We start from the raw sequence: 22,304 nt of genomic DNA on the forward strand, positions 1-22,304 counted from the left end.
CATAAGGGATCGGCAAAACCTATGATCGCAAGGCTTAACTTTACCCCGATGGCTCCCCAGGAATACCTGGAATGGGAGTCTACCCAGGACATCAAATACGCCTATGTGAATGGGGAAGTCTTTGCCATGACGGGGGGCACGATTCCCCATAATCAAATTGCGCTAAATTTAGCGTCTGCCCTTAAGGCCCATTTGCGCGGAAAAGGCTGTCTGGTGGTAATGGCCGATGTCAAGGTGGAGGTTTCTCAAAATGGGCCTTACCACTATCCCGATGTGATGGTGAGCTGTGATGAGCGCGATCGCAACGCAATTAAACTTATCCGTTACCCCAGCCTAATTGTTGAGGTGCTGTCGCCGAGCACTGCCGACTATGACCGGGGCGATAAGTTTACGCACTATCGCCAAATACCCACCCTGCAAGAGTATGTTTTGATCAATGCTGACCAAATTAGTGTTGATCGCTATCGCCGCATTTCGTCTCGCCGTTGGGATTTGCAAACCTATATAGAAACAGAAACCCTGAGCCTTACCAGTGTGGACTGGCAAGGCCCCATTGAACTGCTCTATGAGGATGTGCGGTTTGCGGAAAATGGGTAGAGATTGCAGTTAAGCCAAAGGTGCGATCGTACGCCTGGCGTTTCCCAAATGCGAGATTGTGGTGCGGGAGTTTTTGCTCGTCTATAAAATGCCCTACACAGTTTTTGGGTCATCTAAACATTCCCCTTCGTTGTTAACTCTTCGGGAATATCCACTTTGCCGAGCTTAGGCTTGGGCCGCTTGCAGGCTCAAAAATTGCCACAAAAGCTGGCTCTCTTGGCCGGGGAACTGCATTAAACGCCAGCGTACGTCGTTGGGAGCTTGCACAAAGAGCCTTACCATGGCCGCCACCAGTTGAGGGGTAGAGAGTTCATCGGCTAAAAAGCCCGACCATTGGTCTTGGGGAATGCTAAAGAAGGCATCGAAGAAATGCTTGAGCTGCTGCTCGTCGAAGCGCATCAGCTTTTCTAAGCCGAAGCGGTAGAGGTAGTATTTCCGCAGTCGATCCGCTGGCCACAATCCCTGCCAACCGGCGCGGGCGATCTGCTGGGTCGAATTGTGCAGATCGGCTAGGGCTGAGGCTAAAGCATCGGCCAAACTGGGAGCGCGGCGCAGTAAAGCGCCTATCATATAACCCGAAGCCGGATTTACCATACTGGCGGCTCCGCCGAAAGCTACCACCGGCTGCTGTAAGTCCGGCAGGGGCAGAGTCATGGGGAACAGGCAGCGCTCCACCTCGTGGACTTCTCTAACTTCGATACCATGAAACTTGAGACGCTGGTGTAGGCGGCGCTCCAGCACATCTAGGCCCATGGCCGGAGCCAGAGCTAAGGAAGTTTCTTCTATGAGGTAAACATCCTGGCCGAAGTCCATGGCGTAGAGAAAAGTGGGCGGGGTTGAGGCTTTTTCCAAATCGGAGAGGTGATCGCTCCGAAAGTCCTGATGGACGAATCGCTCGGGCTGCACTGGCGGGGCCGAGAAACGTCCCACAATGCCGTAGGCGGCTTGATAGGCCACTGGCCCTCGGTTCTGGCGCTTAACGAAGACCGGATTGTGACCGCTGGCGTCCACCACCACCCGCGCCTTTAATTTCACACCAACATCAGTAGTGACGATTGACCCCAAGTCTTGATGAGTAATACCTTGGGCTTGGGCCATCTGCCAGCTCACTCCACCCGCCGCGCAGCGATCAAGCAGATAGCGCTGGAACTTAATTTTGTCGATCAGGCCGTAGGCGCGATTGTGCTTTACTTCCCCTTTAGCATAGTAAGAAACAGTGTTCTCCCAGCGATGACTCAAGAAGTCGCTCAAACCTAGAGCCGTTAGCTCATCTTCCCAGATGCCGTAGGTGTTGGGCCAAGGTTTATCCACGGGCGTAGCGGTCAAACCACCCACCTTGAGCCCCCGTTCTGCGAGGCTAGCCGCGATGAGGGTGCCCGCTGGTCCCGACCCAATGACTAAAACATCAAAATCGCACATGGTAAAACTTCAAGGAGATTTTACGAAATTTGTGTCGTCTTTTCCACATCTCAATTTGAATTCAACTGAACCCATTTGCCCATATTTATGGCTCAATGTAATGCGAGGCGCTACAGTACGTTATCTGGCTAGCAACAGGCTGAGTAATCGCTCAACACCGCTCATCCCACGATTACTATAAGTTAACGTGGCATGACGTCATTCAGCCGTAGCGTTAGCTGGGGCAACAGTGGCGAATCGATCGTCTCACCCAGTCGATACTGCTGTTGTTGATAATCTTCGCCAACCAATCGACACACGGTAAACGTAGGCTGCTTAGGGCTGCCAATAAACACCCGCCCACCCAAACCTCGATAATCCACAATCCAATATTCCGGAATGCCAAACAGGGCATACTCTTCTACCTTGCGAGCATAGTCTGTTTCCCAGTTAGTGCTCACCACCTCCGCCACCAGCTTTACCGAAGTGCCCAGGGTAATCACAGGTTCTCGTTCCCATAGCGGCTCATGTACCAGAGCTGGTTCGTCAAGCACCACCACATCCGGGCGGCGAGCCGTCGCAATATCGGCAAACGGTCGCAGCAAACAAGTGCGAGGAATAATCCACGGATGGCCCTGGCGATCAATTTCAATGCTGAGCTGGCTGGCAATCTTTCCGGCAGTGGTTTCGTGGAGGCCGGTAGGTGACCTGTCTATTAGCTCTCCATCGGCCAGTTCATAGCGCGGGTTATCGCCATAGCGGGTCAAAAATTCGTCAACGCCAAGTACCAGCGACGATGAGGTCTGAGTCATAGAAAAGACTCCCAGAGCTAAGCAGTCATAGAACAATGGTAGAGAATTAGAGAAAACTTGACAGACATCTCGACAGGTAGCAATTTTGACTTGATTTGAAGGCTTGAATGCAGTAAGTTACTGAGCTATGGCTGTGTGCGAGCAGTCTGAGCTTCCCAAAAATTTGGTCTAACGCCACTGGAAGGTGCTTGCAACACCAACCAGCAGCTAACCCCGTCGACTGAGCTAACCAGTCTCGGAGGCTAAGGTAAATTTTACCTGGCCGCCCTGAACTGCACATGTCTGGGGCGGCCAAGTTTTTGGGATTCCTTACCCACCGTTAGAAAAGGAATCCCTCAACTATGTTGTGTTTACCTTATCTGGTGTCGTCGGCCCGTTGGGGTGAGGCGACCAATCCACTGCTGCTGTCAAAGCCAGAGACCCAGCCGGGGCGCGAGCGATTGCGCCATTTGGTGATTGGCTCACCCACAGGTGTGAGAGGGGCTATCAACTACCTGCATCTGCTCCAGTACGCCGAGCAGCGCGAGTGGAGCCAGTTCGTGACAATCCCACCGTCTGGGATTTTGATTACCCCAGAGCAAGGCGAAGTGTTTAGTCTGCTGAGGCGCGATGGTCAAAGACCGGCTCCCTAGGGCCATCGGCAAATAGGTTAGTAGCAAATTACATTCCTGGGGGCTTGAAGCCCCTAGGAATCTTCCCTATTAGGCAAATAGAAGTAGGGTGGGCACTACCCACCGTCCACACACTGATACACACACAGCTGCAACAGTTCAAAACGCCTCAACTCCAGTACGAGTTGAGAGTTTACTGGCTTTGGGTATGGCTCAGACGTAGTAAGAGATGCTCCTCATCAAAATAGGTGCCGTCAACGCATAGGGAATCTCGCTCTAAACCAAACAGCTCAAACCCGCGCGACTGGTAGAGCGCGCTAGCTGCAACGTTACCCGCTGTGACGCTGAGCACGAGCTGCCGCAGGCCGTCTAGATCTTGGGCGTAGGCGATCGCGCGATCGAGCAGTGCCGAGCCGACGCTTTGACCGCGAAACTCCGGCAAAACATACATGCTCCACAGCGACCCAACGTGAAGCCGCTTTGGGCGGTTCTCCCGCGAAAAACCGAGCATGCCAATTAGCCGGTTGCTGTCGTCAAAAGCGCCCAACATGTGGCTAGCGGCATTCTCAGAGTTGGGGTGTAGCCTAGCGGCAAAATCGCTCAAAGAAAAACGCGCCTCCTGCTCGTAGCTGGAGGCAAACGCCGTGGGCGACTCCTGCAAAGCGTGAAGCCGGAGATCGCGGTAGGCGATGACATCCCCAGAGGTTAGGCGGCGAATTTCCATAGTGCAGTTGAGCTACGACCTGGCCTAGCTACTGTTCTAGCCCCTTGCTGCCACCTCGACCCATAAACTGCCCGTGAATGCTGACAGCGTAGGGCACCAGGTAGGTTAACCCGGCTGAGATCCATCGCGCCTGGGTCATGGTGCGCGATCGCACCGCTGCCCCGTGGTTAATGGCAAAAAGTAGCGTGCCGATCACAAAAGCCACTCGTACAGCGCGGCTGGCCAAATGCGGCGTTACCAGTGCCCTTAAGTAGCCGTTTACTGCTTCCATGCGCTCGTTTCCCAACCTGTAGTAAAGGAATCTACAGCACTAGCTCGTTAAGATTCTGTAACATGGCACCCAATCTACTCAGCCGTACAGGTTTTGAGCGCAACAGTAACAGCCCCTCTCCCGGGGGGAAAGGGGCTGCGATCAGGCATGGCCGGTAGGCTAAGACACCAGTTCCTTGGCTCGGTTTTCTTCCCACTTGCGGGGGGGGCTGGCGCGGCGAATGGTGCGCCAGATCTGGGTGGCGGCCAGGGTGCCGTCAGCCACGGCCACCGTCACCTGGTTAACGCCCTGCTTCAGGTCGCCGATCGCAAAAATGCGATCGTGGGTAGTTTGGCACATGTTGTTGGTGACTAGATTCTCGCCATCCCACTCCAGGTTGGGAATGCCCTTGAGGTACTGGTTGTGGTAGATCGAACCCATGTTGATCAGGCCAGTGGTGGCCTCAATGACGGTGCCATCGCTCAGCTCTACGCCGCTCATTTTGTGGTTCGCGCCAAGGAACTTGGCGATCGGGGCTTCGTAGAGGGGGTAGCCGTAGTCGGCCAGCTTCGCCCGCATCTCGTCGCCGACGGTGCAGAGACCGTGGGTAAGCACCGAAATGTAGGGGGTAAACCAGTCGAGCACAAAGGCGGCATTGATCTGCGACTCTTTGCCAGCAATCAGCACCGCTTTTTGATCCCACATGTCGAAGCCATCACAGATCATACAGACGTGCAGGGTGTAGCCCGCGTAGTCGTAGACGTTTTGCATGTCGTCAAGCTGGGGCAGCACGTCGATGACGCCCGAGGCCGCAATTAAGTACTTGGTGCGAAATACGGGGTAAATACTGTCCACTTTGCCCACCTTGACCTGCACTGCCAGGTGGTCGCCCTCGTCAACGACATCTTCGACGAAGCCGCGCAGGTAGTCGGCTCCCCACTCTACCGCCTGTTTAGCGCCGTGGATGAGCATATCGCGACCGGGAGTATCGGGGTTAATGCCGACCACGTTGCGAACCTCCTGCATCCACAGCGATCGCCCCTTGCCCTTTTCAATCACCAGGCACTTGAGCCCGTAGCGGGCCAGATAAATAGCCGCCGACAACCCCCCCATACCGCCGCCGACAACAATGGCGTCATAAACTTGGTCTGTCCGTTCATGAAGATTTTGACGGGATAATTTCATAGCGGTGATGGATGGAGAGGACTGCGATCGGCCTAATCTGTAGGGATGAGTTAGGCCATATCTCTAGGCTAAAGGATTTCAGAAAATCGAGATGAGAATTACCAAAGACGCTACCTAGGGGCTGTTATCAATTACCAGCTGACGGCCTAAGAATCAGCGGTTACAGCCCCTAGCCTGCTCTTCTGCGTCGAGCGTGGCAAGCTGCCAAAATAAGGATCGTAGCGGAAGTGGATGACACACCCCAGGTCAACAGAGTGCGGGCGCAGGCTAGCTTTACCTCTGATGTAAAAAGGCAAAGGGAATTGAACCAACCCCCTTTGCCTCAAAATCACTCAGGGTGAGCCAAAGAGCAATTAGCCGACGAAAGCCAAACGAGGCTCAGATACCCCAGCCGACTCGGTGCCCTTTAGGTAAGCCAGCATGGTGTCAGCATCAGACACCTCAAAGGGGTCGATGGGGCAGTTGTCGCCGAAGTCAGGCTCAACGAAAATCTTTTCGATGTTGCCGTCTGTGGCGAGCATGGAGTAGCGCCAGGAGCGCATGCCAAAGCCCAGGTTAGATTTGTCGACCAGCATGCCCATCTTGCGGGTGAATTCGCCGTTGCCGTCGGGCAGCAGGAAGACGTTCTTCGCGCCGACCTTTTGGCCCCACTGGAACATCACAAAGGCATCGTTGACAGAGACACAGACGATAGCGTCAACGCCGTGGGCCTTGAACTCTTCGTACAGCTCTTCGTAGCGGGGCAGGTGGTTGGAGGAGCAGGTGGGGGTAAACGCGCCGGGCAGAGAAAACACCACAACCTTCTTGCCAGCGAAGATATCGCTAGTGGTCAGATCTTGCCAGCGGTAGGGGTTGGGACCGCCCACAGACTCATCGCGCACACGGGTCTTAAAGACAACGTCAGGTACGCGTCCAGTAGCAACCATAGCAACCATAAATTACCTCGTTCGTAGTTCTACAACAGTTAACTGCGTTTCCAGCCTTAGCTGCTTAACCCAGAATAATTCTGAGTTAAGAAATCTTCAATAAGCATATTAACTCAAAAATCATAATTTTTATCAAGGCACATTGATTCTTAAGTGGGAATGCTAATCTATTAGAGATGAGTTATCGTGGTATGCCTAGCCTGAGCGGGTGTTGGGCAGAGTTGTCGTAGCGCTGAAGTTCCGGAGCCAGGGAAAATGCTGTCCCAAGCTGATCAAATCGTTACTGTGCTAAAGTCTCGGGGGCTGCGCGTCACTCCCCAGCGCTTTGCCGTGTATGCCAACCTGCTGGGCCGCTGTGACCATCCCACCGCCGACGATATTCTTCACGATCTAAATCAAGACGCGCCAACTTCGTCCCAAGCAACGGTTTACAGCTCTCTGCAAGCCCTGCGCAGCGCCAATCTGGTACGCGAGGTGCTGCTCGAAGAAGGGGTATGCCGCTACGACGCCAATGTTGGCCCCCACCACCACTTTCGCTGCCAGTCCTGCGGCGCGATCGCCGATATCCCCTGGGAAACTCTGTCTAGCCTCAACCTGCAAACCCTTAGCCCCCGCTGGCAGATCGAAGGCTATGAGGTAACTGTGCGCGGAGTCTGCGATCGCTGCCAACCCGAGTAGGCAATTTTAGATTTGCGATTTTGGATTTTGGCTTAGGTGACCTGCCTAGGCTATAAACTGCTGCTAGACAAGCCATAGAATGAGTCGGTACTGCCCGAGCCAGAATCGCAAATCCAAAATCCAAAATTGACTAAAACGATGACTGACCCTGCCCCAATCACCAGCCCCTGGCAGCTCAAACCCTGGTGGTGTCAACCCTGGTCGATCGCGCTAACAGGAGTGGCGATCGTGGGCGGCAGCTGGGCCTTGCTCCATCGTCTCTGGCTTACGGCCCTAATTGCAGTTCCTATCGGGGCGTGGATGGGCTTCTTTTTGCTGCTCTGGCCCCGCCTTATGCGCGAAGCCGGGCTGCTGGAGCCCCACCAAAACGCTGAGCATCCTAACGTTTGATCCCCTACGGCTGGTTGAGGTATGCCGGCGATATTGTCAAAAAATCGTGGGAAGATCTGCCTTATGCTGCGCCCCAAGCTGATAGTTCTTGCGGTCTTTGCCTGCTTGGTGCTGTGGTCGGGCCGGGGTATGGCGATCGCAGCTTCCAGTATTCTGGGCCAAGGCGCAGCTCCCCAAACCCATCACTGCGCCCTGGCTCGCTGGCTCAGGTTGGGCAGCGGGCCAACCCTGGCCGATCTGGCGCGGGGGCAAGACCTGTACGTGGGCACCGCCGTCAACTCAAAGGCTCTGGAACGCGATCGCCAGTATCGCCGCCTTTTGGCCCAGGAGTTTAACCTAGTTACCGCCGAAAATGACATGAAGCTAGAGCGGCTGCAACCTCGCCCCAACGAGTTTGACTTTAGCCGGGCCGACCGCCTGATCGCCTTTGCCTCCCACCACCACATGGCGGTGAGAGGCCACACCCTGGTGTGGCACCAGGCAATCCCCGACTGGTTAGAGCAGCAGGACTGGAGCCGAGCCGAGCTGATGGCGCTCTTAGAAAACCACATCAAAACCGTTGTCGGTCGCTATCGCGGACAAATAGTGGCCTGGGATGTGGTGAATGAGGCGATCGCCGATGACGGTACCCTGCGTGACACCCTCTGGCTGCGGGGCATTGGTCCCAACTATATCGAAATGGCCTTTCGCTGGGCTCATCAGGCCGACCCAGACGCTCTGCTGATGTATAACGACTACGGCGGCGAGGGACTGAACCGCAAGTCTGACGCTATCTACGATCTGGTGCAGTCGCTACTGGCTAAAGATGTGCCCATTCACGGGGTGGGGCTGCAAATGCACATTCAGAACAACGGCTCCCCCAGCCCCCAGGCGGTTGCTGACAACATGGCGCGGCTGGCCGACCTGGGCCTTCAGGCCCACATTACCGAAATGGATGTGCGAGTTCAGCAGCCCTCTAGCCTCGACGATGCTGACCGGCAGGCCAACATTTACCAAACCATGCTGCAAACCTGCCTACAGGCCGAAAACTGCAACACCTTTGTAACCTGGGGCTTCAGCGATCGCTATTCCTGGGTGCCTGGCCATTTTGAAGGCTGGGGCGAGGCCCTCATATTTGACCACGACTACCAGTCTAAGCCCGCCTACCACAGCTTAATAGAGGTGCTAACAAACTACTCAACCACAGGCGCAGACTAAAACGGCAGCTTTTTCTTGCTGGCTTTTTCGCTGTCGTAGTCCAGTTCCTTCAGCTTTTTCATAATGCGGCTGAAGTACTCCTGCATGTAGTCTTCGAGGGTGGTAATCTCCTCTTTGGCAATGCCAAACACCTCATAGACCTCGTCCATAGGGGCATCAAGGGGCTGACTGCCGGCTACCACCTCCACAAAGGCGAGGCGATCGGCAAAGTTCCAGCCCCACTGAAAGAACTGCGCCACCTTGCGAATGGCCCGCAGCAGTTCCAGCGAAATGCGAGAAACTCTCGCCTCCTGGCCGCACTTGCGCTCGCACAGGCGCATGATCTCGTAGCCCCCCCAGGCGCGGGTGCCCGCCAGCGGAAAACTGCGGTTCTCGGTTTCGGGTACCGACAGGGCCTTGACGGCAAAGCGGGCTATGTCCTGGGTATCCATGTAGGCGATCGGGGCGGCTTCACCCATCACCCAAATCGGCTGCTTTTCCAAAATGGGAATGGCGTACTGGCCAATCAGTCCCTGCAAGAAGCCGCAGGGCTGCAAGATGGTGTAGTTGAGCCCCGACTCGGCCAAAAACTTCTCAGTGCAGCGCTTGACATTCATCAGCGGCACGTGGGGAAACTTTTCGGAGTTAAGAATTGAGAAAAAGATGAATCGCTGAATGCCAGCGTCGCGGGCAGCCTTGATTAAGTTAACCTTGCCGCGCCAGTCAACCTCCATCACCGACTCCGATGGACGAGCGGTGGAGGCATCGATGACGGCGTCAACGCCCTCAAGGGCGGGGGGCAGGCTTTCTGGCCTTAACAGGTTGCCCCGCACCAGTTCTACCCCCCACTCTCGCAGAAAAGCAGCTCGTTGAGCACTTCTGACCAGGCAACGAACCTCGTGCCCCTCATCCAAGGCACGGCGGGCGATTTGCCTGCCAAGGGTGCCAGTAGCGCCAACAACCAATACTTTCATGAGGGAAATGATACAAAAGTTTAACTTCCTCTAAGAATATCAGATGGCTTCACCGGATACACCCCCGGCAGCAAAATCTACTCCTCGCCGCCCTGCACCCGCAGCATCAGAAACCCAATGCCCAGGCCCACTAGGGTGAGGGTAAAAATTATGATCGCCGTATTAAAAATTTCGCCGCCCATACGCTCTCCTTCCACAGCACTATAGTAATTGGGCCAGTTGCCCAGCCCGCCAGCGGTTGACATAACCCCTAGCCGCCCTCATTTTAGACCAGTTTGGTATCACCCCCTGCGCCTATGACCACCCCTACAACCCCGACTTTGAGCCAGCCTCCTGGGCCTCCCCGGCTGGCAATCACCCTGGGCGACCCGGCGGGCATTGGCCCAGAGGTCGTGCTAAAGGCGCTGGGGGCAAAAGACTGGGCCGCGATCGCAGGTATCTCGCTCCTGGGCACGCGATCGCTGCTCGACCAAACCCTCCAAGCCCTCCAGCGATCCGCCTACAGAGGGCCAGTGCCCCAACTCGACTCCCTAAACTTTGTGGATGTTTTCCCGCCGCTGCCCCTGGAGACAGTGACCCTTGGCCAGGCCAGTGCAGCCACTGGGGCGGTTAGCTTTGCCTACCTGAAAGCCGCTATCGAGGGAGCCGTAGCGGGTCAGTACGATGCGATCGTCACAGGGCCGATCGCAAAATCGGCTTGGAAAGCAGCAGGCCATCCCTATCCCGGCCAGACTGAACTTCTGGCCGAAGGCGCTCAGGCCGATCGCTTTGGGATGGCCTTTATCGCCCAGTCGCCCCATACGGGCTGGTGGCTGCGCGCCCTGCTGGCGACAACCCACATTCCCCTGCGCCAGGTGCCCGATGCCCTTACGCCAGCGCTGCTGACCCAAAAGCTCGATCTATTGATTTACAGCTTGAAACAAGACTTTGGCCTCAGCCAGCCCCACATTGCCGTAGCCGGTCTCAACCCCCACAGCGGCGAGGGCGGACAGCTAGGCCGTGAAGAAGTTGACTGGCTAATGCCCTGGCTGGAGACCCAGCGCCAGCGCTACCCCCAGGTGCAGATTGATGGCCCCATCCCCCCCGACACGATGTGGGTACGCCCAGGTCAGGCCTGGTTCGGCACTGAGGGTAGCGCCGTGGAGACCGCCCACGATGCCTACCTAGCCCTGTACCACGACCAGGGACTCATTCCGGTAAAGTTAATGGCCTTTGACCGAGCGGTAAATACCACCGTGGGGCTACCCTTTGTGCGCACCTCTCCCGACCACGGCACCGCCTTTGACATTGCGGGGCAGGGAGTTGCCGACGCCAGCAGCATGGTGGCGGCGATGGAGCTAGCGGCGGCGGTGGTGAGGGAGAGGAGGGGTGGATGAGGGGATGGGTAGATGAGGGGTTGTAGACGCTAAGCGGCTTCCCGAAGGGTGGGGATGAGGGGATGGGTAAAGTAAAGTAGGGTGGGCAATGCCCACCAGGCCTATTCATGCCTATTCTGAATAGGCTTCAGACTTGAGTTACAGGCAAATTACGCTGCTCTATGGCTACGCAAGAGGTTCTCTACGACCAGCTCTACCGCCTAGATGGTCAGGGCTACGGGGCTTACAAGTCGCTTAAGGGGGAGTACGATTTTGAGAACTTTACCCTGCACATCGACCATGTGCAGGGCGACCCGTTTGCGGCTCCGAGTCGAGTGAGGGTGCGGGTGTCACAGGCGGTAGCGGGGTTCCCTGACAGCCTGTGGGAACTGCCCTGTCGGGCGATCGCCCTAGCCGACTACCTGACCCGCGAGTTTTACCGCACCGCCGAGGGCAGCCAGCAGAAATCGGGTTCTGGCAAAAGCGGGCTGATTAGCATTGTGCGACCTAGTCAAGCCGTGCTCAACCGCAGCGCGGCCAGGGTGACGGCGGAGGCGGTAGAACTGAGGTTTACCGTGGGCCTGCCGGCCTTTGGGCGACGAATTGCGGGTCGGCAGGCGGCGGAGCTGTTGTGTCGCTCGGTACCTGCTCTGGTAACTCGAACGTTGCTCTACAAAGCGTTGAACGCCGCCGAACTTGAGCACTATGTCGATACGGCGGAGGACGCGGAGGCGCTGCGATCGCAGCTCTCCGCCCGTAACCTCGTTGCCTTTGTCGCCGATGGAGCCATTCTGCCCCGCCGCAGCGGCGTCGATGAGCGCCCTTTAACGGATCAGGCCATTCCCTTCAAGTCTCCCGACTCGCTGCGGGTGACGCTACGCTGCCCCCACGCTGGGGAGGTCACGGGCATGGGGGTGCCCCAGGGGATTACGCTGATCGTGGGGGGCGGCTACCACGGCAAATCGACCCTGCTGCGGGCGATCGAGGCGGGGGTGTACAACCACGTGCCGGGCGACGGCCGGCACCAGGTGGTGACAGATCTGGCAGCGGTGAAGGTGCGGGCCGAGGATGGTCGCAGCATTGCCGGGGTGAATATTTCGCCCTTTATCGGCAGCCTACCCCAGGGCAAATCGACCCAAAGATTCTCGACGCCCAACGCCAGCGGCAGCACCTCCCAGGCTGCCAATATTGTCGAGGCGATTGAAGCCGGAGCGACGGCACTGCTGGTGGATGAGGATACCTCGGCAACCAACTTCATGATCCGCGATCGCCGCATGCAGGCCCTAATCTCTAAAGATCGCGAGCCGATTACCCCTTTTATCGACAAGGTGCAGCAGCTCTACACCGACTGCGGCATCTCCACAGTGCTGGTGATGGGGGGCAGCGGCGACTACTTTGACGTGGCCGATACGGTGATTGCCCTGGACGAGTTTGTGCCCCAGGATGTGACCGATCAGGCTAAGGCCATTGCGGCGAAATTTAGAACGGAACGCGATCGCGAGGGCGGGCAGTCCTTTGGCACGCTCTCCCTCCGCACGGTGCAGCCCGACAGCATTGACCCCAGCCAGGGTAACCGCAGCGTTAAGCTCCGGGCGCGGGACGTGGACCAGCTCCAGATCGGCACCGAAGCCATTGACCTATCGGCGGTGGAGCAGCTGGTGGAATCGGGGCAGGTGCGGGCGATCGCGGCGGCGATCGTCTACGCCCAGCGCTACCACCTGACGGCAACAACCTCTCTGTCCGAGGCGATCGCCGCCGTCATGACCGACATAGCACAGTACGGACTCGACTGCTTGACCGAGTGGCCCACGGGCGACCTGGTTTGCTTTCGTGGCCTAGAACTCGCCGCCGCGATTAACCGCCTGCGCACCCTGCGTACCGTCTAATGAGTTAACAGGGGCGACGGCAGACCATAAGCTTTGGAACCTACGACAACAATCAAACCGCTTTTGCTTCTGCGACCATAGGCGAATCTACCGTCACGCTGTTGGCCACCCGCTGCAGCAGGCGAACGATCTGCTCAATGTGGTACTCACTCGTATGGTTTTCCAGAAAGTATTTGTAGGCCGCCTCTGCTCTGGCGCTAGCTTCCTCAGGATGGTCGAGGATGTATTCGACAGTCGCTTTCATTTGATTAGGGGAATCGGGTTGCACGCCCCAAACAAGCCCTTTATTAACCATCTCAGTGGCTAAGCCGGTTGTTTTGGTGATCACAACTGGTCTACGGCAGGCTATAGCTTCCATTAAAACCGTCAACCCGGCAGAATAAGTGTTGTCAATTAAGCTAATGACAGTTATATCTGCGCTGCGGTATAGATCGCGCAACTCGACCCAGTCGAAATAGCGCATTTCCATATTTTTAGGCAAAGGCTCTGGAATTCGGCACCGGGTTTTGGAGGTAGCATTGGGCGATACGGCACAGACTTTGATATCTAAGTCTAAGTCCTGCAATGCCTTAGCCAGGGTGACATAGTCCCGCTGCTCTAAACCAGCGCTAGCAATTAAAGGACGATGTTTTTGACCAGCCCCAGGCGCAGGGTAAAAGAACTGCCTGTCCGTTTGCTCAGCCAAGCACAGTACACGGGCCTCAGGTAACTTGAGCATGGCTCTCATCGTCTCAGCCTTGAGAACCGTGTTCACCATAAAGGTATGAACGAGACGATGGAGTTGCAGCCCCTTGAGCAGCAGACGCGGTCGCCAGCGTTCGGGGCACATCACGTTCATAACTAAGTGGGGGCGATCTTTTTTAAGCAATGCAAGAAATGCCAGCGGTAGACCCGCATCCTCGCCACAGCAGTAAACTATATCCCCTGAGCCGGTCTGAGCCAAAACTTGCCTTGCCAAAGTCCATTGCTGAGGACGGCCAATAATCTTGGCGAGCAGTTTGTCTAAAGCCGTAACGGCACTATCATCTTCAAAGTCTGGCTGGTGAACCTGCGCATCTAAATATTCTTTAAGTTGTAGCACCACATGCCTTGGGCCTTTGCCGAGGCTAGCTCGGGTTTTGAAGTGCTCAAAATCAATTTTTGTGCTCGTCAAAAGATGGAACTTAGCTGAAGATTTTGCAGTCATCTTTATAACCTTCTCTCGGTGCCCAAATCAGGAAAAACATGTGTGTAAAGTAAGTTATCACCAGCTACGCAATAGCTAGAATTCAATATTGGTCTCTCACGGCAAAAAACTAGAAACTGAGTCAGACCGGATAACCATGGGGGACCCATTAACAGAGACAGAATCCCTACAAGCTGTAGAAGAGTTCTGCAGAGGCACAAGTACACTTAAACCTCTGGAATCGCCAGGAGATTAGAGGAATTAGCGTAAGCAACCTTATTTCGCAGGTGCAATCTAAAAGTTGTAGGTGCTTGTTTCGGTAAGATATCACCCTGAGCCCTACAGGCGGTTCCCATACTTACGTATTCAACCAATCTTAATCAAGCCAGGTGATTTGGCAGTGGCTTATAAAGTTCCTGTGTTACGGCTTGTTCAACTGATGAAGGACTGGGGCAGATAGGCTCAGGAGGGCAGGGCAAAATCTCCTTCTTCTGATTGACTGCATAATTGACGGTATTTTCGCAACCGTGAAATCACAGAACCTTGACCAGGTTCTTGTGAAAGATTAATATACACTACTACTTGAGCACCTCCCTGTGTGGAAGAGCAGTAGCAGTCGTGCAGACTAACCTGTTCCCCACCGCCCTGCCGGAGACAGGAGGGCCGGGTGATAGTGTTGGCGGTTAAGTACTGACGCAAGAGCCGAAACTTCATCTCAAACCTGTTTGGGGAGCTCCAACTCGGTTAGGCAAACGACAGCCCGACCCCAAAGGACTGCCAGTTTTTGGCCAAAGATGAACCTGGCACCGTACCAAGTCCTATAGAAATACCCCTTAGGAGCATCGCACCGCAATGCCCTTAAGGGGTATCTATCGACCGCTGAGGTCTAGTCCTGTTACGGCACCACTGAGCGATGCCGTAACAGACAAATTTGTACAGAACAGTCTTTACTCGGCAAAGAGGCGCTCGCCAAAGTCTCGCTGGTGTAGATAGTCTCTAATGGCTTCCCGGTGGGCCAGCGTTCTCTTCACAAATTTAAGCGGGCGACCAACGGTTTTTTCAACCAGTGATTGCCGTAGCCAGCGCTCGTACCCCCAGGTAATGGGGCCTTGCAAGAGGTCGTACCACTTAGCGGATATACGGTCAGCCGTGTACTCTTGAGCCCTCATAAAGCCGTTTTCTACCACCGCCTGGTACAGATTGGGCATTTCCTTCAGCTTTTGAAGAGCCGCTATGGCATCCTCGGGGCTATGGACTTCAAAGTAGTCTAGTTCTGACTGTCGCAGTGCCTGGAAACTAGGTTCAGGGCCTAGAATAGCTGGGCAGCCGCCGTGCCAGGCATTGATGAGTTTGGTGGGCGGTTTTAGCTTGAGGTCGGTGTTGGTGATGTTGCGAACCGCAATGACCGCATCGCTACGGGAGTAGTCGGCAAAATCAATCAGTCTTTGGACCGGATCAGTGGAACTGTGAACAAACTGAATACCCAGCTTTTCTAGGCTAGCCAAAAATTCGGGAGACTGAAATGGCTTGGCCAGGTTGTACTGCACATCTCCTTTAAAGTCGAGAATCTCTAACCTGGTGCCCCTTGACTGATCTCGTGGAATCAGGTTGGTCTGAGGCCATTGGGGAATGAAGTAGTCATCCTGCGTGTGGAGGCAGGCTGGGCTTAGCACAGTGCGCTGCTCGCAGATTTCTGGACGGGCAGAATCTAGCTGACTACCGACCATGTAGCTGTGAAAGGCAAAGTCTTTGATGTAAAGGAAGTGATAGGGAGCTATGCAGATCTGGCCTCGAATTGGGCGGGGTACGAGATGAACATTAAGCCCCCTGGACTTGAGCTGAAGATAGGTTTGAACGCCCCAGATATCGTTACCGCTGGCTACCTTTCTGAGTTCGGTGTCGAGGTCAATCGTAGAGAAATCTGCATTAAACAGATGTTGCCACCTATCGACATCTTTAGTCAGAAAATAGACAGGATATTTTAAGGGCTCTAGCTTCATGACGAACTTAACTCCTAAAAATAAAATAACTGAGAACCCACAGCTTCAGAGTTTTGCAGAAAGAACTCATTACCCAGGATGGAACACAACTGCACTATAGATAATAAATGCAGCTGTTCGGGTGGTCTCTTTTGTATTTCAAATAAATAAAACTGTTCGGTATATCATCGATTAAACCCTCAGCAAACCTATCATACCCACTTACCAAAGGTGAGTTTACCCGAGGCTAAATGACAAAAACTTAACCAGCTAGCAGGGGTTTTGGGGTTTCTATAAAGTTTTTATGTCCCGTTCTGCTAGTTTGAGAGGGTGTCTGGTACTATCCAAGCCTCCAGGCGCAAGTGAGCAATTTTTTGAATTTCTTGTAGGGCGATCGCGATTTCAGCTTCCGTAGAATTGCGTAATCTGTGAACAAAATTCTCCAGGATGGAGGCTTTAGTGTGCCCTGCTACCGCCAGGATGAAGGGAAAGCCAAATTTATCTTTGTACTGCTGATTGAGGGTTTGGAACTGGTGGTACTCCTTTGGGCTGAGGTTGGTGAGACCAGCTTTGGTCTGTTCGGCCACAGAGGCCTGGGCCATGGTCACCCGAGTGCCCAAGTCAGGGTGAGCGCGGATCAGCATCAGCTGGTCTTCGGCAGCCATAGCCTGCACAAGGTTGACCATACGCTGGTGGAGATCGGCCACCGATGCAAATGGACGCTGGGGCCAAACCCGAGCGGCGATATGGGGCGTATCCTCAAAGGCCGGGCCGATCGCAGCCACAAACTCGGCCTCGGTCATGGTGTTGAGCTGGTCTAGGGTGTAGGGCATTGAGCGTAGGTGAGTCGGTAGGTTAAGGGAGTACGCGCCTTTTTTTCTGGAACGCTACGTGGGTGGGTGGCCAGAGAACATCATGGCCCATACCAAACGGCTTCGATCGCAGCGGCAGCGGCGGTCAGATCATCGCCAGGGCCAAGCCGCTGGGTGAGGTGGCCGAGCTTGCGACCGGGGCGAATGTCTTTGGTGTACCAGTAGAGGGTGGCGTTGGGCAGCTGTTGGAGGGTTTCAAGTCTTTGGTGGTGGGTGGCTTCGTCTGCCTCTAGGCCCAGCAGGTTGACCRTCACCGCCCGGGGGCAGGTGAGGGCGGTGGGGCCGAGGGGGCGATCGCTAACTGCCCGCAGCTGCTGCTCGAACTGAGACGTTTGGCTGGCATTGAGAGTGTAGTGGCCCGAGTTGTGGGTGCGGGGGGCAATTTCGTTGATGAGTATGCGATCGTCTTGAGTCAAAAAGCACTCGATACCGACGATGCCCACCAGCTGTAGCGCCTCGACCAGGGTGCGGGCGATACCCTCCATACGGCTGTCAACCCCAGCTCTGATCCTGGCCGGGGCCAAGACCCGACGGCAGACTTGGTTTACCTGCTGGGTTTCGACGGTGGGATACACGGCAATGGCACCGCTGACGGAGCGGGCCACCATGATCGCCAACTCTTGCTTAAAGCGCACAAACTCCTCTAGCAGCACTGGCGCATGGTTGAATTTGTCCCAGGTGGGGCTGAGTTCTGCCGCCTCTTTGACAATGGCGGTGCCCTGGCCGTCGTAGCCCAGGCGGCGAGTTTTCATCACTAGCGGAAAGCCAATGGTTTCTGCTTTGGCGGTTAGTTCTACCTCGTTTTCGTCACCTTCCAGGCAGTCGTAGCGGGGGTTGGGTAGGCCAATTTGCGCAAAGAACTCTCGCTGGTGGCGCTTATCGAGCACCAGGGCCAGCACGTCGAGGCCGGGACGAAAGATCGTGCCGCGATCGGCTAGGGATTGCAGCCCCTCGCGGTCGATGAATTCGTTCTCAAAGGTAATGACGTCGCACTGGGCGGCCAGAGCGGCGGTGGCGGCGACGTCGGCGACAGGGGCGAGAACGGTGGAATGGGCGATCGCAACGGCTGGATCGGACTCCTGGGGAGTTTGTACTACCAGCTCCAGGCCCAGCTTTTGGGCCGCTGCTCCCATCATCCAGGCTAGCTGGCCGCCGCCAATCACGCCGACTCGCTTAGCTGGGTTAGCCGTTTCCTGCGCCATAGTTCTGCACTGCCGTGCTGTTGTCGTATATGCAAGCTCCCATTATTCCACGGCGCTAGGGTTTCATAGCACCGACCTGGCCGTGGCCCGCGCAGTAGGGTCGTCAGAAATTAGTGGGAGAGCTGCAATCACGTAGGATCTGCAAGAGGCTTTGCAGTTTTGATTCATACCTGTACTCAGCAAATCCTACTTTAACTATGGGTAGCTGGCTTGGCTGTCCGTAGTTAATGCAGTCCCTAGGCTCTAGCCGCCCTGGCTCATGCGGCGGATCTTGAGCACGTCGGTCATTTTGCGGATTTGCACGAAGGTTTGATCGAGGTGGGCATGATCTTTGACGTCGAGCCCCAGGTCAATTTCGGCGGTTTGGCCAGGGAAGGTTTTAACCTGAGCCTTGTGAACGTTGATCTGCAGGTCCGACAGATGCGACAGAATATCCTTTAGCACGCCCACTCGGTCGATCACCTCGATGCGCACCTCTACTGGGTAAGTCTGGCGGGTGCCGTTGTGGTCGCCACAGTTCCAGCTGACTGGAATAATGCGATCGCCCGGAATGTCGGCCAAATTTGGGCACCCCTGACGGTGGATGGCAATACCCCGGCTGCCCAGCGACACGCTGCCCATGATCGGCTCGCCAGGCAGCGGGTTACAGCAGCCGGCGATGTGGTGCATTAGCCCCTCAATGCCCAAAATTGGGTCTTTGGAGGGGGCCTGACGGTGGCGATGGGGACTGGTGACGGCCCCGGCCAAAAACTGGTCAGAACCTTGCAGCGATGACTCGGGCGACAGCACCTCCAGGGGCTGCTTGGTCTTGATCGCCTCCCGCAGGCGGTTGACGAACAGATTGAGGGTGACCTCGCCGTAGCCCAGCCCGGCCAGCAGATCGTCGACGCTTGGGTAGTTGCAGCGCTCAGCCGCCATCTGGGCCGGTTCAGACTTGAGCAGGGCATCAAAGCCGCTGCGACCCAGCTCTTTTTCGAGCATGTCGCGGCCACGGGCAATGTTTTCATCGCGGTGGGATCGCTTATACCACTGGCGAATCCGATTGCGGGCGCTGGGGGTAACGGTAAAGTTGAGCCAGTCGAGACTGGGGTGACTGTTCTTTTGGGTGATGATTTCGACAATGTCGCCGTTCTCTAGCGGCGTGTCGAGGGTGACGATGCGGCCATTGACCTTGGCCCCGGCGCAGTGGTTGCCCACCTCCGTGTGAATGCGGTAGGCAAAATCTACCGACGTTGCCCCCCGGCTGAGGGGCACCACATCGCCATCGGGGGTAAATACGTAAACATCTTCGTCAAACAGGTTGCCCTTAACGTTCTCAAGAAATTCTTGCGCATCGTCTTTGAGGTCGTTTTGCCACTCTAAAAGCTGCCTGAGCCAGGTAAACTTTTCGTCGTCGGCGTTGATGCGGGTGTTGACCGAAGCCCCTGTTTCTTTGTACTTCCAGTGGGCGGCGATGCCGTACTCGGCCACGTGGTGCATTTCTAGGGTGCGAATCTGCACCTCGATTGGTTTACCCTTGGGGCCAATGACTACCGTATGAAGCGACTGGTAGCGGTTGGGCTTGGGCAGGCCAATGTAGTCTTTGAAACGGCCCGGCACCGGACGAAAGGCATCGTGGACAATGGCCAGGGCGCGGTAGCACTCTTCGTTGGTGCCCACAATTAGTCGGATGGCGGCGATGTCGTAGATTTCGCTGAAATCTTTTTGCTGCCGCTCCATCTTGCGGTAAATGCCGTACAGATGCTTGGGGCGACTGCTGACATCCACCACCTGAATGTCGGACTGGTGCATGCGCTGGCGCAGGGTTTCGGCCACCTGCACCAGCCGCGCCTCGCGATCGGCCCGTTTTTCGGTGATGTGCCGCTGCATCTGCCGGTAGGCGTCGGGCTCCAAATACTTAAAGGAGAGATCTTCGAGTTCCCACTTAAACCGCCCGATCCCCAAGCGGTTGGCCAAGGGGGCAAAGATCTCCATGGTTTCGCGGGCAATGCGGCGGCGTTTTTCGTCGCTGAGGTGCTCCAGGGTGCGCATGTTGTGGAGGCGATCGGCCAGCTTCACCACGATGACGCGAATATCCTGAGCCATCGCCAGGAACATGCGGCGAAAGTTTTCGGCCTGACGCTCGGTTTTGCTCTCGAAATTGAACTTGGAGAGCTTGGTTACCCCCTCGACTAGCCGCCGCACCTCGTCGCCAAAATGGGCCTCAATTTCTTCTGGGGTGATGTCGGTGTCTTCGACAATGTCGTGGAGAAAGCCTGAGGCAATCATGGCGCTGTCGCCGCCCAGGTCGCGCAGCAGCCCGGCCACGGCGATGGGGTGACAGATGTAGGGTTCGCCCGAGGCTCGGTACTGCCCCTTGTGGAGGGTGTAGGCAAACTCAAACGCCTGGCACACCAGCACATTGTTTGACTTGTCTTCGGGGTCTTGGGCAAGGTCATCCAGGTGGTCGTCGTGGTGAGTTAGCACACAGGTTTCGAGCCAACCGGGCAGGGTGCAGTCGTCGGGTAGAGGGGGATGAACCGTTGCAGTCATACAGATGCCAGTGACCTCTCAGGGAGACGGATAAGCTAAAAAGGTGCCAGGTTGAATGGCAGCTATTTGAACCAACTACTTGAACACGGCGTTCAGGTATGAACAGGGTTCAGGGATGGTAAATGCGGTGTAGAACGACTGGCCACCTCAATAGGAGGAAGATAACCGTTTCGGCGGATGGATTAAAGTTGAAAACTTCGACAGAACTCGTACAGGTGTTCTGCCTAAGTGTTCTGCTAAAGCGTGAGATGCTACTGCCCGAGGGCAGCCCGGTGAGATAGAGATAACCTACACCATAACCCTGAGGAAATTGCCTCTTCTGGCTAGGCCGCAATAAATGCATATAGCCAGTTTCAAGTTGATGGAGTGTTATGTATTAACCTTAACATTTGTCCCCCCCAGGGGGAATCAGTAATTTGCCTTTGGCGGCAATAAAACGCCACCAGGAGGCTTCATTTACGGCCCTAAAGGGGACATATATACATGATAAGTGCGCTGTCAAATCTGCGATCGCAGCTGCAAGACCTAGAGACCCTGGCGCGCTCGGCCAACCCCAGTGGTCGTCAGCTTCAGGAGCAATTTTTGCTGGCGCAGCAACACTTTCAGCAGCAGATTTTGCCCCTGGGCAACGAGTTGGCAAGCCTCCAGCCAATCCTCACCGAAATGAACCGCACCCTGCGACTGTTGGCGATGGACGTTGCCTTTTTGCAGGCGGCGCGCCAGTCGAGTACCGCCCAGCAGCGGCAGCGGCAGCTGATTGACAAACTTGAGCAACTGCTGAGCTTTTGCGATGCTCTAGAGCAGGCGATCGACGGTGCTAACTAACGCCCCCAGCCCAGGTGGTTTACCCAAGTGGTTTAATAGTAGGGGTTCGTTGGCCCCTGGTTCATAGCGCGGTGGAGAGTAGGTACGTTGTATCAGTGCCCTAAGGAAGGCAGTATTGACCTTCAAGACAGTCAGCTGGCCCCGGGTCTGCCGGTCAAGGCGTGCTCAAGCTGTGGCGGAGCCTGGATTCCGCCGGAGGACTATGCGAATTGGCAGCGATCGCAGATTGATCCCGATGCGCCCGTCAGCGTAGCGGTGCTGCCCCTGTCGCTGAGCACCTCCTTTCAGCCCGCCGACCTCGACAACCGGGCCGCCCTCTGCCCCGACTGCCGCAGCTACCTGGTGCGGGGACGCATTACCCTCAAGCAGGGGTCGTTTTATGTCGAGCGCTGCCCCAGCTGCAACGGCATCTGGTGCGACGCGGGGGAGTGGGAGCTGCTGGGGCAGCTCGATTTGCAGACCCACATCGACTATATTTTTTCTGCCGACTGGCAGGGGCAGGTGCGCGAGCTGGAGCATGGCGAACGCGAGCGGCAGGCCACCATCGACAAGCTAGGCGATGACATTGCCCACCGGGTTTTTGAGCTGGCTGAGCTACTGGAGCAGCACCCCAACGGGGATTTTGGGGTGGCTTACTTGATGCGACGAGTCGATCAGTGAGTGAGTGGGTAGCGAGCCCTGAGTGAAGTCGTTCGCGCTAGCGTCTCCCATGGGGAGAAAGGGGGTGGATGGGTGGATGGGTTGGATCACTGATACAGGCACTTGAT

General features: G+C 55.9%; 22 protein-coding genes. 9 read left to right on the top strand and 13 right to left on the bottom strand.

Going from position 1 to position 22,304, the window contains the following annotated elements:
- Nucleotides 1–21 precede the first annotated feature (21 nt).
- Nucleotides 22–597, top strand: coding sequence for a Uma2 family endonuclease (locus tag IQ265_RS15990; protein WP_194055355.1), 576 nt, complete (start codon nt 22–24; stop codon nt 595–597).
- 165 nt (nt 598–762) lie between these two features.
- Here the strand turns inward: IQ265_RS15990 and crtL are convergent, their stop codons facing one another.
- Together crtL and IQ265_RS16000 are read right to left on the bottom strand one after the other, a co-directional pair.
- Entirely contained in the window at nt 763–2,016 is a 1,254-nt protein-coding gene (gene crtL, locus IQ265_RS15995; RefSeq protein WP_194055357.1) for a lycopene beta cyclase, read from the bottom strand.
- A gap of 182 nt (nt 2,017–2,198) precedes the next feature.
- The gene (locus tag IQ265_RS16000) at nt 2,199–2,807 is read right to left on the bottom strand and encodes a Uma2 family endonuclease (protein WP_194055359.1); all 609 of its coding nucleotides are present in this window, start codon (nt 2,805–2,807) and stop codon (nt 2,199–2,201) included.
- 341 nt (nt 2,808–3,148) lie between these two features.
- On the opposite strand from IQ265_RS16000, the gene IQ265_RS16005 reads away from it, so the two are divergent.
- Nucleotides 3,149–3,439, top strand: a complete 291-nt coding sequence (locus IQ265_RS16005; protein ID WP_194055361.1) for a hypothetical protein — start codon at nt 3,149–3,151, stop codon at nt 3,437–3,439.
- Between the two features lie 172 nt (nt 3,440–3,611).
- Here IQ265_RS16005 and IQ265_RS16010 read toward each other — a convergent pair whose 3' ends face one another.
- From IQ265_RS16010 to IQ265_RS16025, 4 genes are all read right to left on the bottom strand, one after another.
- Nucleotides 3,612–4,142 (bottom strand): GNAT family N-acetyltransferase, encoded by a 531-nt coding sequence (locus tag IQ265_RS16010; protein WP_194055363.1) that lies wholly within the window; start codon nt 4,140–4,142, stop codon nt 3,612–3,614.
- A gap of 28 nt (nt 4,143–4,170) precedes the next feature.
- Complete coding sequence (gene nrtS, locus IQ265_RS16015) at nt 4,171–4,413, bottom strand: nitrate/nitrite transporter NrtS (protein WP_194055365.1); 243 nt, start codon at nt 4,411–4,413, stop codon at nt 4,171–4,173.
- Nucleotides 4,414–4,572: 159 nt separating this feature from the next.
- Complete coding sequence (locus IQ265_RS16020; RefSeq protein ID WP_194055367.1) at nt 4,573–5,577, bottom strand: NAD(P)/FAD-dependent oxidoreductase; 1,005 nt, start codon at nt 5,575–5,577, stop codon at nt 4,573–4,575.
- A 353-nt stretch (nt 5,578–5,930) separates the two neighbouring features.
- Nucleotides 5,931–6,503 (bottom strand): peroxiredoxin, encoded by a 573-nt coding sequence (locus tag IQ265_RS16025; protein ID WP_194055657.1) that lies wholly within the window; start codon nt 6,501–6,503, stop codon nt 5,931–5,933.
- Nucleotides 6,504–6,758: 255 nt separating this feature from the next.
- Here IQ265_RS16025 and IQ265_RS16030 point away from each other — a divergent pair, with 255 nt between their 5' ends.
- The 3 genes from IQ265_RS16030 (at nt 6,759) to IQ265_RS16040 (ending at nt 8,768) form a co-directional block, all read left to right on the top strand.
- Nucleotides 6,759–7,181, top strand: coding sequence for a Fur family transcriptional regulator (locus IQ265_RS16030; RefSeq protein WP_194055369.1), 423 nt, complete (start codon nt 6,759–6,761; stop codon nt 7,179–7,181).
- A gap of 138 nt (nt 7,182–7,319) precedes the next feature.
- Nucleotides 7,320–7,571 (top strand): DUF6737 family protein, encoded by a 252-nt coding sequence (locus IQ265_RS16035; protein WP_194055372.1) that lies wholly within the window; start codon nt 7,320–7,322, stop codon nt 7,569–7,571.
- Nucleotides 7,572–7,634: 63 nt separating this feature from the next.
- Nucleotides 7,635–8,768 (top strand): endo-1,4-beta-xylanase, encoded by a 1,134-nt coding sequence (locus tag IQ265_RS16040; RefSeq protein WP_228037979.1) that lies wholly within the window; start codon nt 7,635–7,637, stop codon nt 8,766–8,768.
- Here the strand turns inward: IQ265_RS16040 and IQ265_RS16045 are convergent.
- Nucleotides 8,765–9,721 carry an SDR family oxidoreductase gene (locus IQ265_RS16045; protein ID WP_194055374.1) on the bottom strand — a complete coding sequence of 319 codons (957 nt, stop codon included), beginning with the start codon at nt 9,719–9,721 and terminating at the stop codon, nt 8,765–8,767. The two genes, IQ265_RS16040 and IQ265_RS16045, sit on opposite strands and share 4 nt — an antisense overlap.
- A 77-nt stretch (nt 9,722–9,798) precedes the next feature.
- Nucleotides 9,799–9,903 carry a PetM family cytochrome b6-f complex subunit 7 gene (locus IQ265_RS16050; protein ID WP_194055660.1) on the bottom strand — a complete coding sequence of 35 codons (105 nt, stop codon included), beginning with the start codon at nt 9,901–9,903 and terminating at the stop codon, nt 9,799–9,801.
- A 114-nt stretch (nt 9,904–10,017) separates the two neighbouring features.
- On the opposite strand from IQ265_RS16050, the gene pdxA reads away from it, so the two are divergent.
- Entirely contained in the window at nt 10,018–11,097 is a 1,080-nt protein-coding gene (gene pdxA, locus IQ265_RS16055; RefSeq protein WP_194055376.1) for a 4-hydroxythreonine-4-phosphate dehydrogenase PdxA, read from the top strand.
- 161 nt (nt 11,098–11,258) lie between these two features.
- Entirely contained in the window at nt 11,259–12,962 is a 1,704-nt protein-coding gene (locus tag IQ265_RS16060; RefSeq protein WP_194055378.1) for an ABC-ATPase domain-containing protein, read from the top strand.
- A 52-nt stretch (nt 12,963–13,014) separates the two neighbouring features.
- Here the strand turns inward: IQ265_RS16060 and IQ265_RS16065 are convergent, their stop codons facing one another.
- From IQ265_RS16065 to IQ265_RS16085, 5 genes are all read right to left on the bottom strand, one after another.
- Nucleotides 13,015–14,148: a glycosyltransferase gene (locus tag IQ265_RS16065; RefSeq protein ID WP_194055380.1), complete on the bottom strand. Its 1,134-nt coding sequence runs from the start codon at nt 14,146–14,148 to the stop codon at nt 13,015–13,017.
- Nucleotides 14,149–15,074: 926 nt separating this feature from the next.
- Nucleotides 15,075–16,127 (bottom strand): glycosyltransferase family 1 protein, encoded by a 1,053-nt coding sequence (locus IQ265_RS16070; protein WP_194055382.1) that lies wholly within the window; start codon nt 16,125–16,127, stop codon nt 15,075–15,077.
- Between the two features lie 296 nt (nt 16,128–16,423).
- Nucleotides 16,424–16,939, bottom strand: a complete 516-nt coding sequence (gene uraD / locus IQ265_RS16075; RefSeq protein WP_194055384.1) for a 2-oxo-4-hydroxy-4-carboxy-5-ureidoimidazoline decarboxylase — start codon at nt 16,937–16,939, stop codon at nt 16,424–16,426.
- 80 nt (nt 16,940–17,019) lie between these two features.
- The gene (locus tag IQ265_RS16080; protein ID WP_194055386.1) at nt 17,020–18,180 is read right to left on the bottom strand and encodes a 5-(carboxyamino)imidazole ribonucleotide synthase; all 1,161 of its coding nucleotides are present in this window, start codon (nt 18,178–18,180) and stop codon (nt 17,020–17,022) included.
- 243 nt (nt 18,181–18,423) lie between these two features.
- Nucleotides 18,424–20,712 carry a bifunctional (p)ppGpp synthetase/guanosine-3',5'-bis(diphosphate) 3'-pyrophosphohydrolase gene (locus IQ265_RS16085; protein ID WP_194055388.1) on the bottom strand — a complete coding sequence of 763 codons (2,289 nt, stop codon included), beginning with the start codon at nt 20,710–20,712 and terminating at the stop codon, nt 18,424–18,426.
- A gap of 483 nt (nt 20,713–21,195) precedes the next feature.
- Between IQ265_RS16085 and patD the strand changes: the two genes are divergently transcribed.
- Entirely contained in the window at nt 21,196–21,537 is a 342-nt protein-coding gene (gene patD, locus IQ265_RS16090; protein WP_194055390.1) for a heterocyst frequency control protein PatD, read from the top strand.
- Nucleotides 21,538–21,624: 87 nt separating this feature from the next.
- A complete protein-coding gene (locus IQ265_RS16095; protein WP_194055392.1) occupies nt 21,625–22,197 on the top strand; it encodes a zf-TFIIB domain-containing protein in 573 nt (190 codons plus the stop codon).
- Nucleotides 22,198–22,304 lie beyond the last annotated feature (107 nt).

The organism is Nodosilinea sp. LEGE 06152 (assembly GCF_015207525.1).
Lineage (GTDB): Bacteria > Cyanobacteriota > Cyanobacteriia > Phormidesmidales > Phormidesmidaceae > Nodosilinea.

Bases quoted from the DNA above. Each gene is read 5' to 3' on its own strand.
- IQ265_RS16040 (WP_228037979.1), top strand. From the start codon at position 7,635: ATGCTGCGCCCCAAGCTGATAGTTCTTGCGGTCTTTGCCTGCTTGGTG.
- nrtS (WP_194055365.1), bottom strand. From the start codon at position 4,413: ATGGAAGCAGTAAACGGCTACTTAAGGGCACTGGTAACGCCGCATTTG.
- IQ265_RS16060 (WP_194055378.1), top strand. From the start codon at position 11,259: ATGGCTACGCAAGAGGTTCTCTACGACCAGCTCTACCGCCTAGATGGT.
- IQ265_RS16010 (WP_194055363.1), bottom strand. From the start codon at position 4,142: ATGGAAATTCGCCGCCTAACCTCTGGGGATGTCATCGCCTACCGCGAT.
- IQ265_RS16070 (WP_194055382.1), bottom strand. From the start codon at position 16,127: ATGAAGCTAGAGCCCTTAAAATATCCTGTCTATTTTCTGACTAAAGAT.
- IQ265_RS16035 (WP_194055372.1), top strand. From the start codon at position 7,320: ATGACTGACCCTGCCCCAATCACCAGCCCCTGGCAGCTCAAACCCTGG.
- IQ265_RS16025 (WP_194055657.1), bottom strand. From the start codon at position 6,503: ATGGTTGCTACTGGACGCGTACCTGACGTTGTCTTTAAGACCCGTGTG.
- IQ265_RS16000 (WP_194055359.1), bottom strand. From the start codon at position 2,807: ATGACTCAGACCTCATCGTCGCTGGTACTTGGCGTTGACGAATTTTTG.
- IQ265_RS16085 (WP_194055388.1), bottom strand. From the start codon at position 20,712: ATGACTGCAACGGTTCATCCCCCTCTACCCGACGACTGCACCCTGCCC.
- IQ265_RS16005 (WP_194055361.1), top strand. From the start codon at position 3,149: ATGTTGTGTTTACCTTATCTGGTGTCGTCGGCCCGTTGGGGTGAGGCG.
- IQ265_RS15990 (WP_194055355.1), top strand. From the start codon at position 22: ATGATCGCAAGGCTTAACTTTACCCCGATGGCTCCCCAGGAATACCTG.
- IQ265_RS16045 (WP_194055374.1), bottom strand. From the start codon at position 9,721: ATGAAAGTATTGGTTGTTGGCGCTACTGGCACCCTTGGCAGGCAAATC.
- pdxA (WP_194055376.1), top strand. From the start codon at position 10,018: ATGACCACCCCTACAACCCCGACTTTGAGCCAGCCTCCTGGGCCTCCC.
- IQ265_RS16030 (WP_194055369.1), top strand. From the start codon at position 6,759: ATGCTGTCCCAAGCTGATCAAATCGTTACTGTGCTAAAGTCTCGGGGG.
- IQ265_RS16050 (WP_194055660.1), bottom strand. From the start codon at position 9,903: ATGGGCGGCGAAATTTTTAATACGGCGATCATAATTTTTACCCTCACC.
- IQ265_RS16065 (WP_194055380.1), bottom strand. From the start codon at position 14,148: ATGACTGCAAAATCTTCAGCTAAGTTCCATCTTTTGACGAGCACAAAA.
- uraD (WP_194055384.1), bottom strand. From the start codon at position 16,939: ATGCCCTACACCCTAGACCAGCTCAACACCATGACCGAGGCCGAGTTT.
- IQ265_RS16020 (WP_194055367.1), bottom strand. From the start codon at position 5,577: ATGAAATTATCCCGTCAAAATCTTCATGAACGGACAGACCAAGTTTAT.
- patD (WP_194055390.1), top strand. From the start codon at position 21,196: ATGATAAGTGCGCTGTCAAATCTGCGATCGCAGCTGCAAGACCTAGAG.
- crtL (WP_194055357.1), bottom strand. From the start codon at position 2,016: ATGTGCGATTTTGATGTTTTAGTCATTGGGTCGGGACCAGCGGGCACC.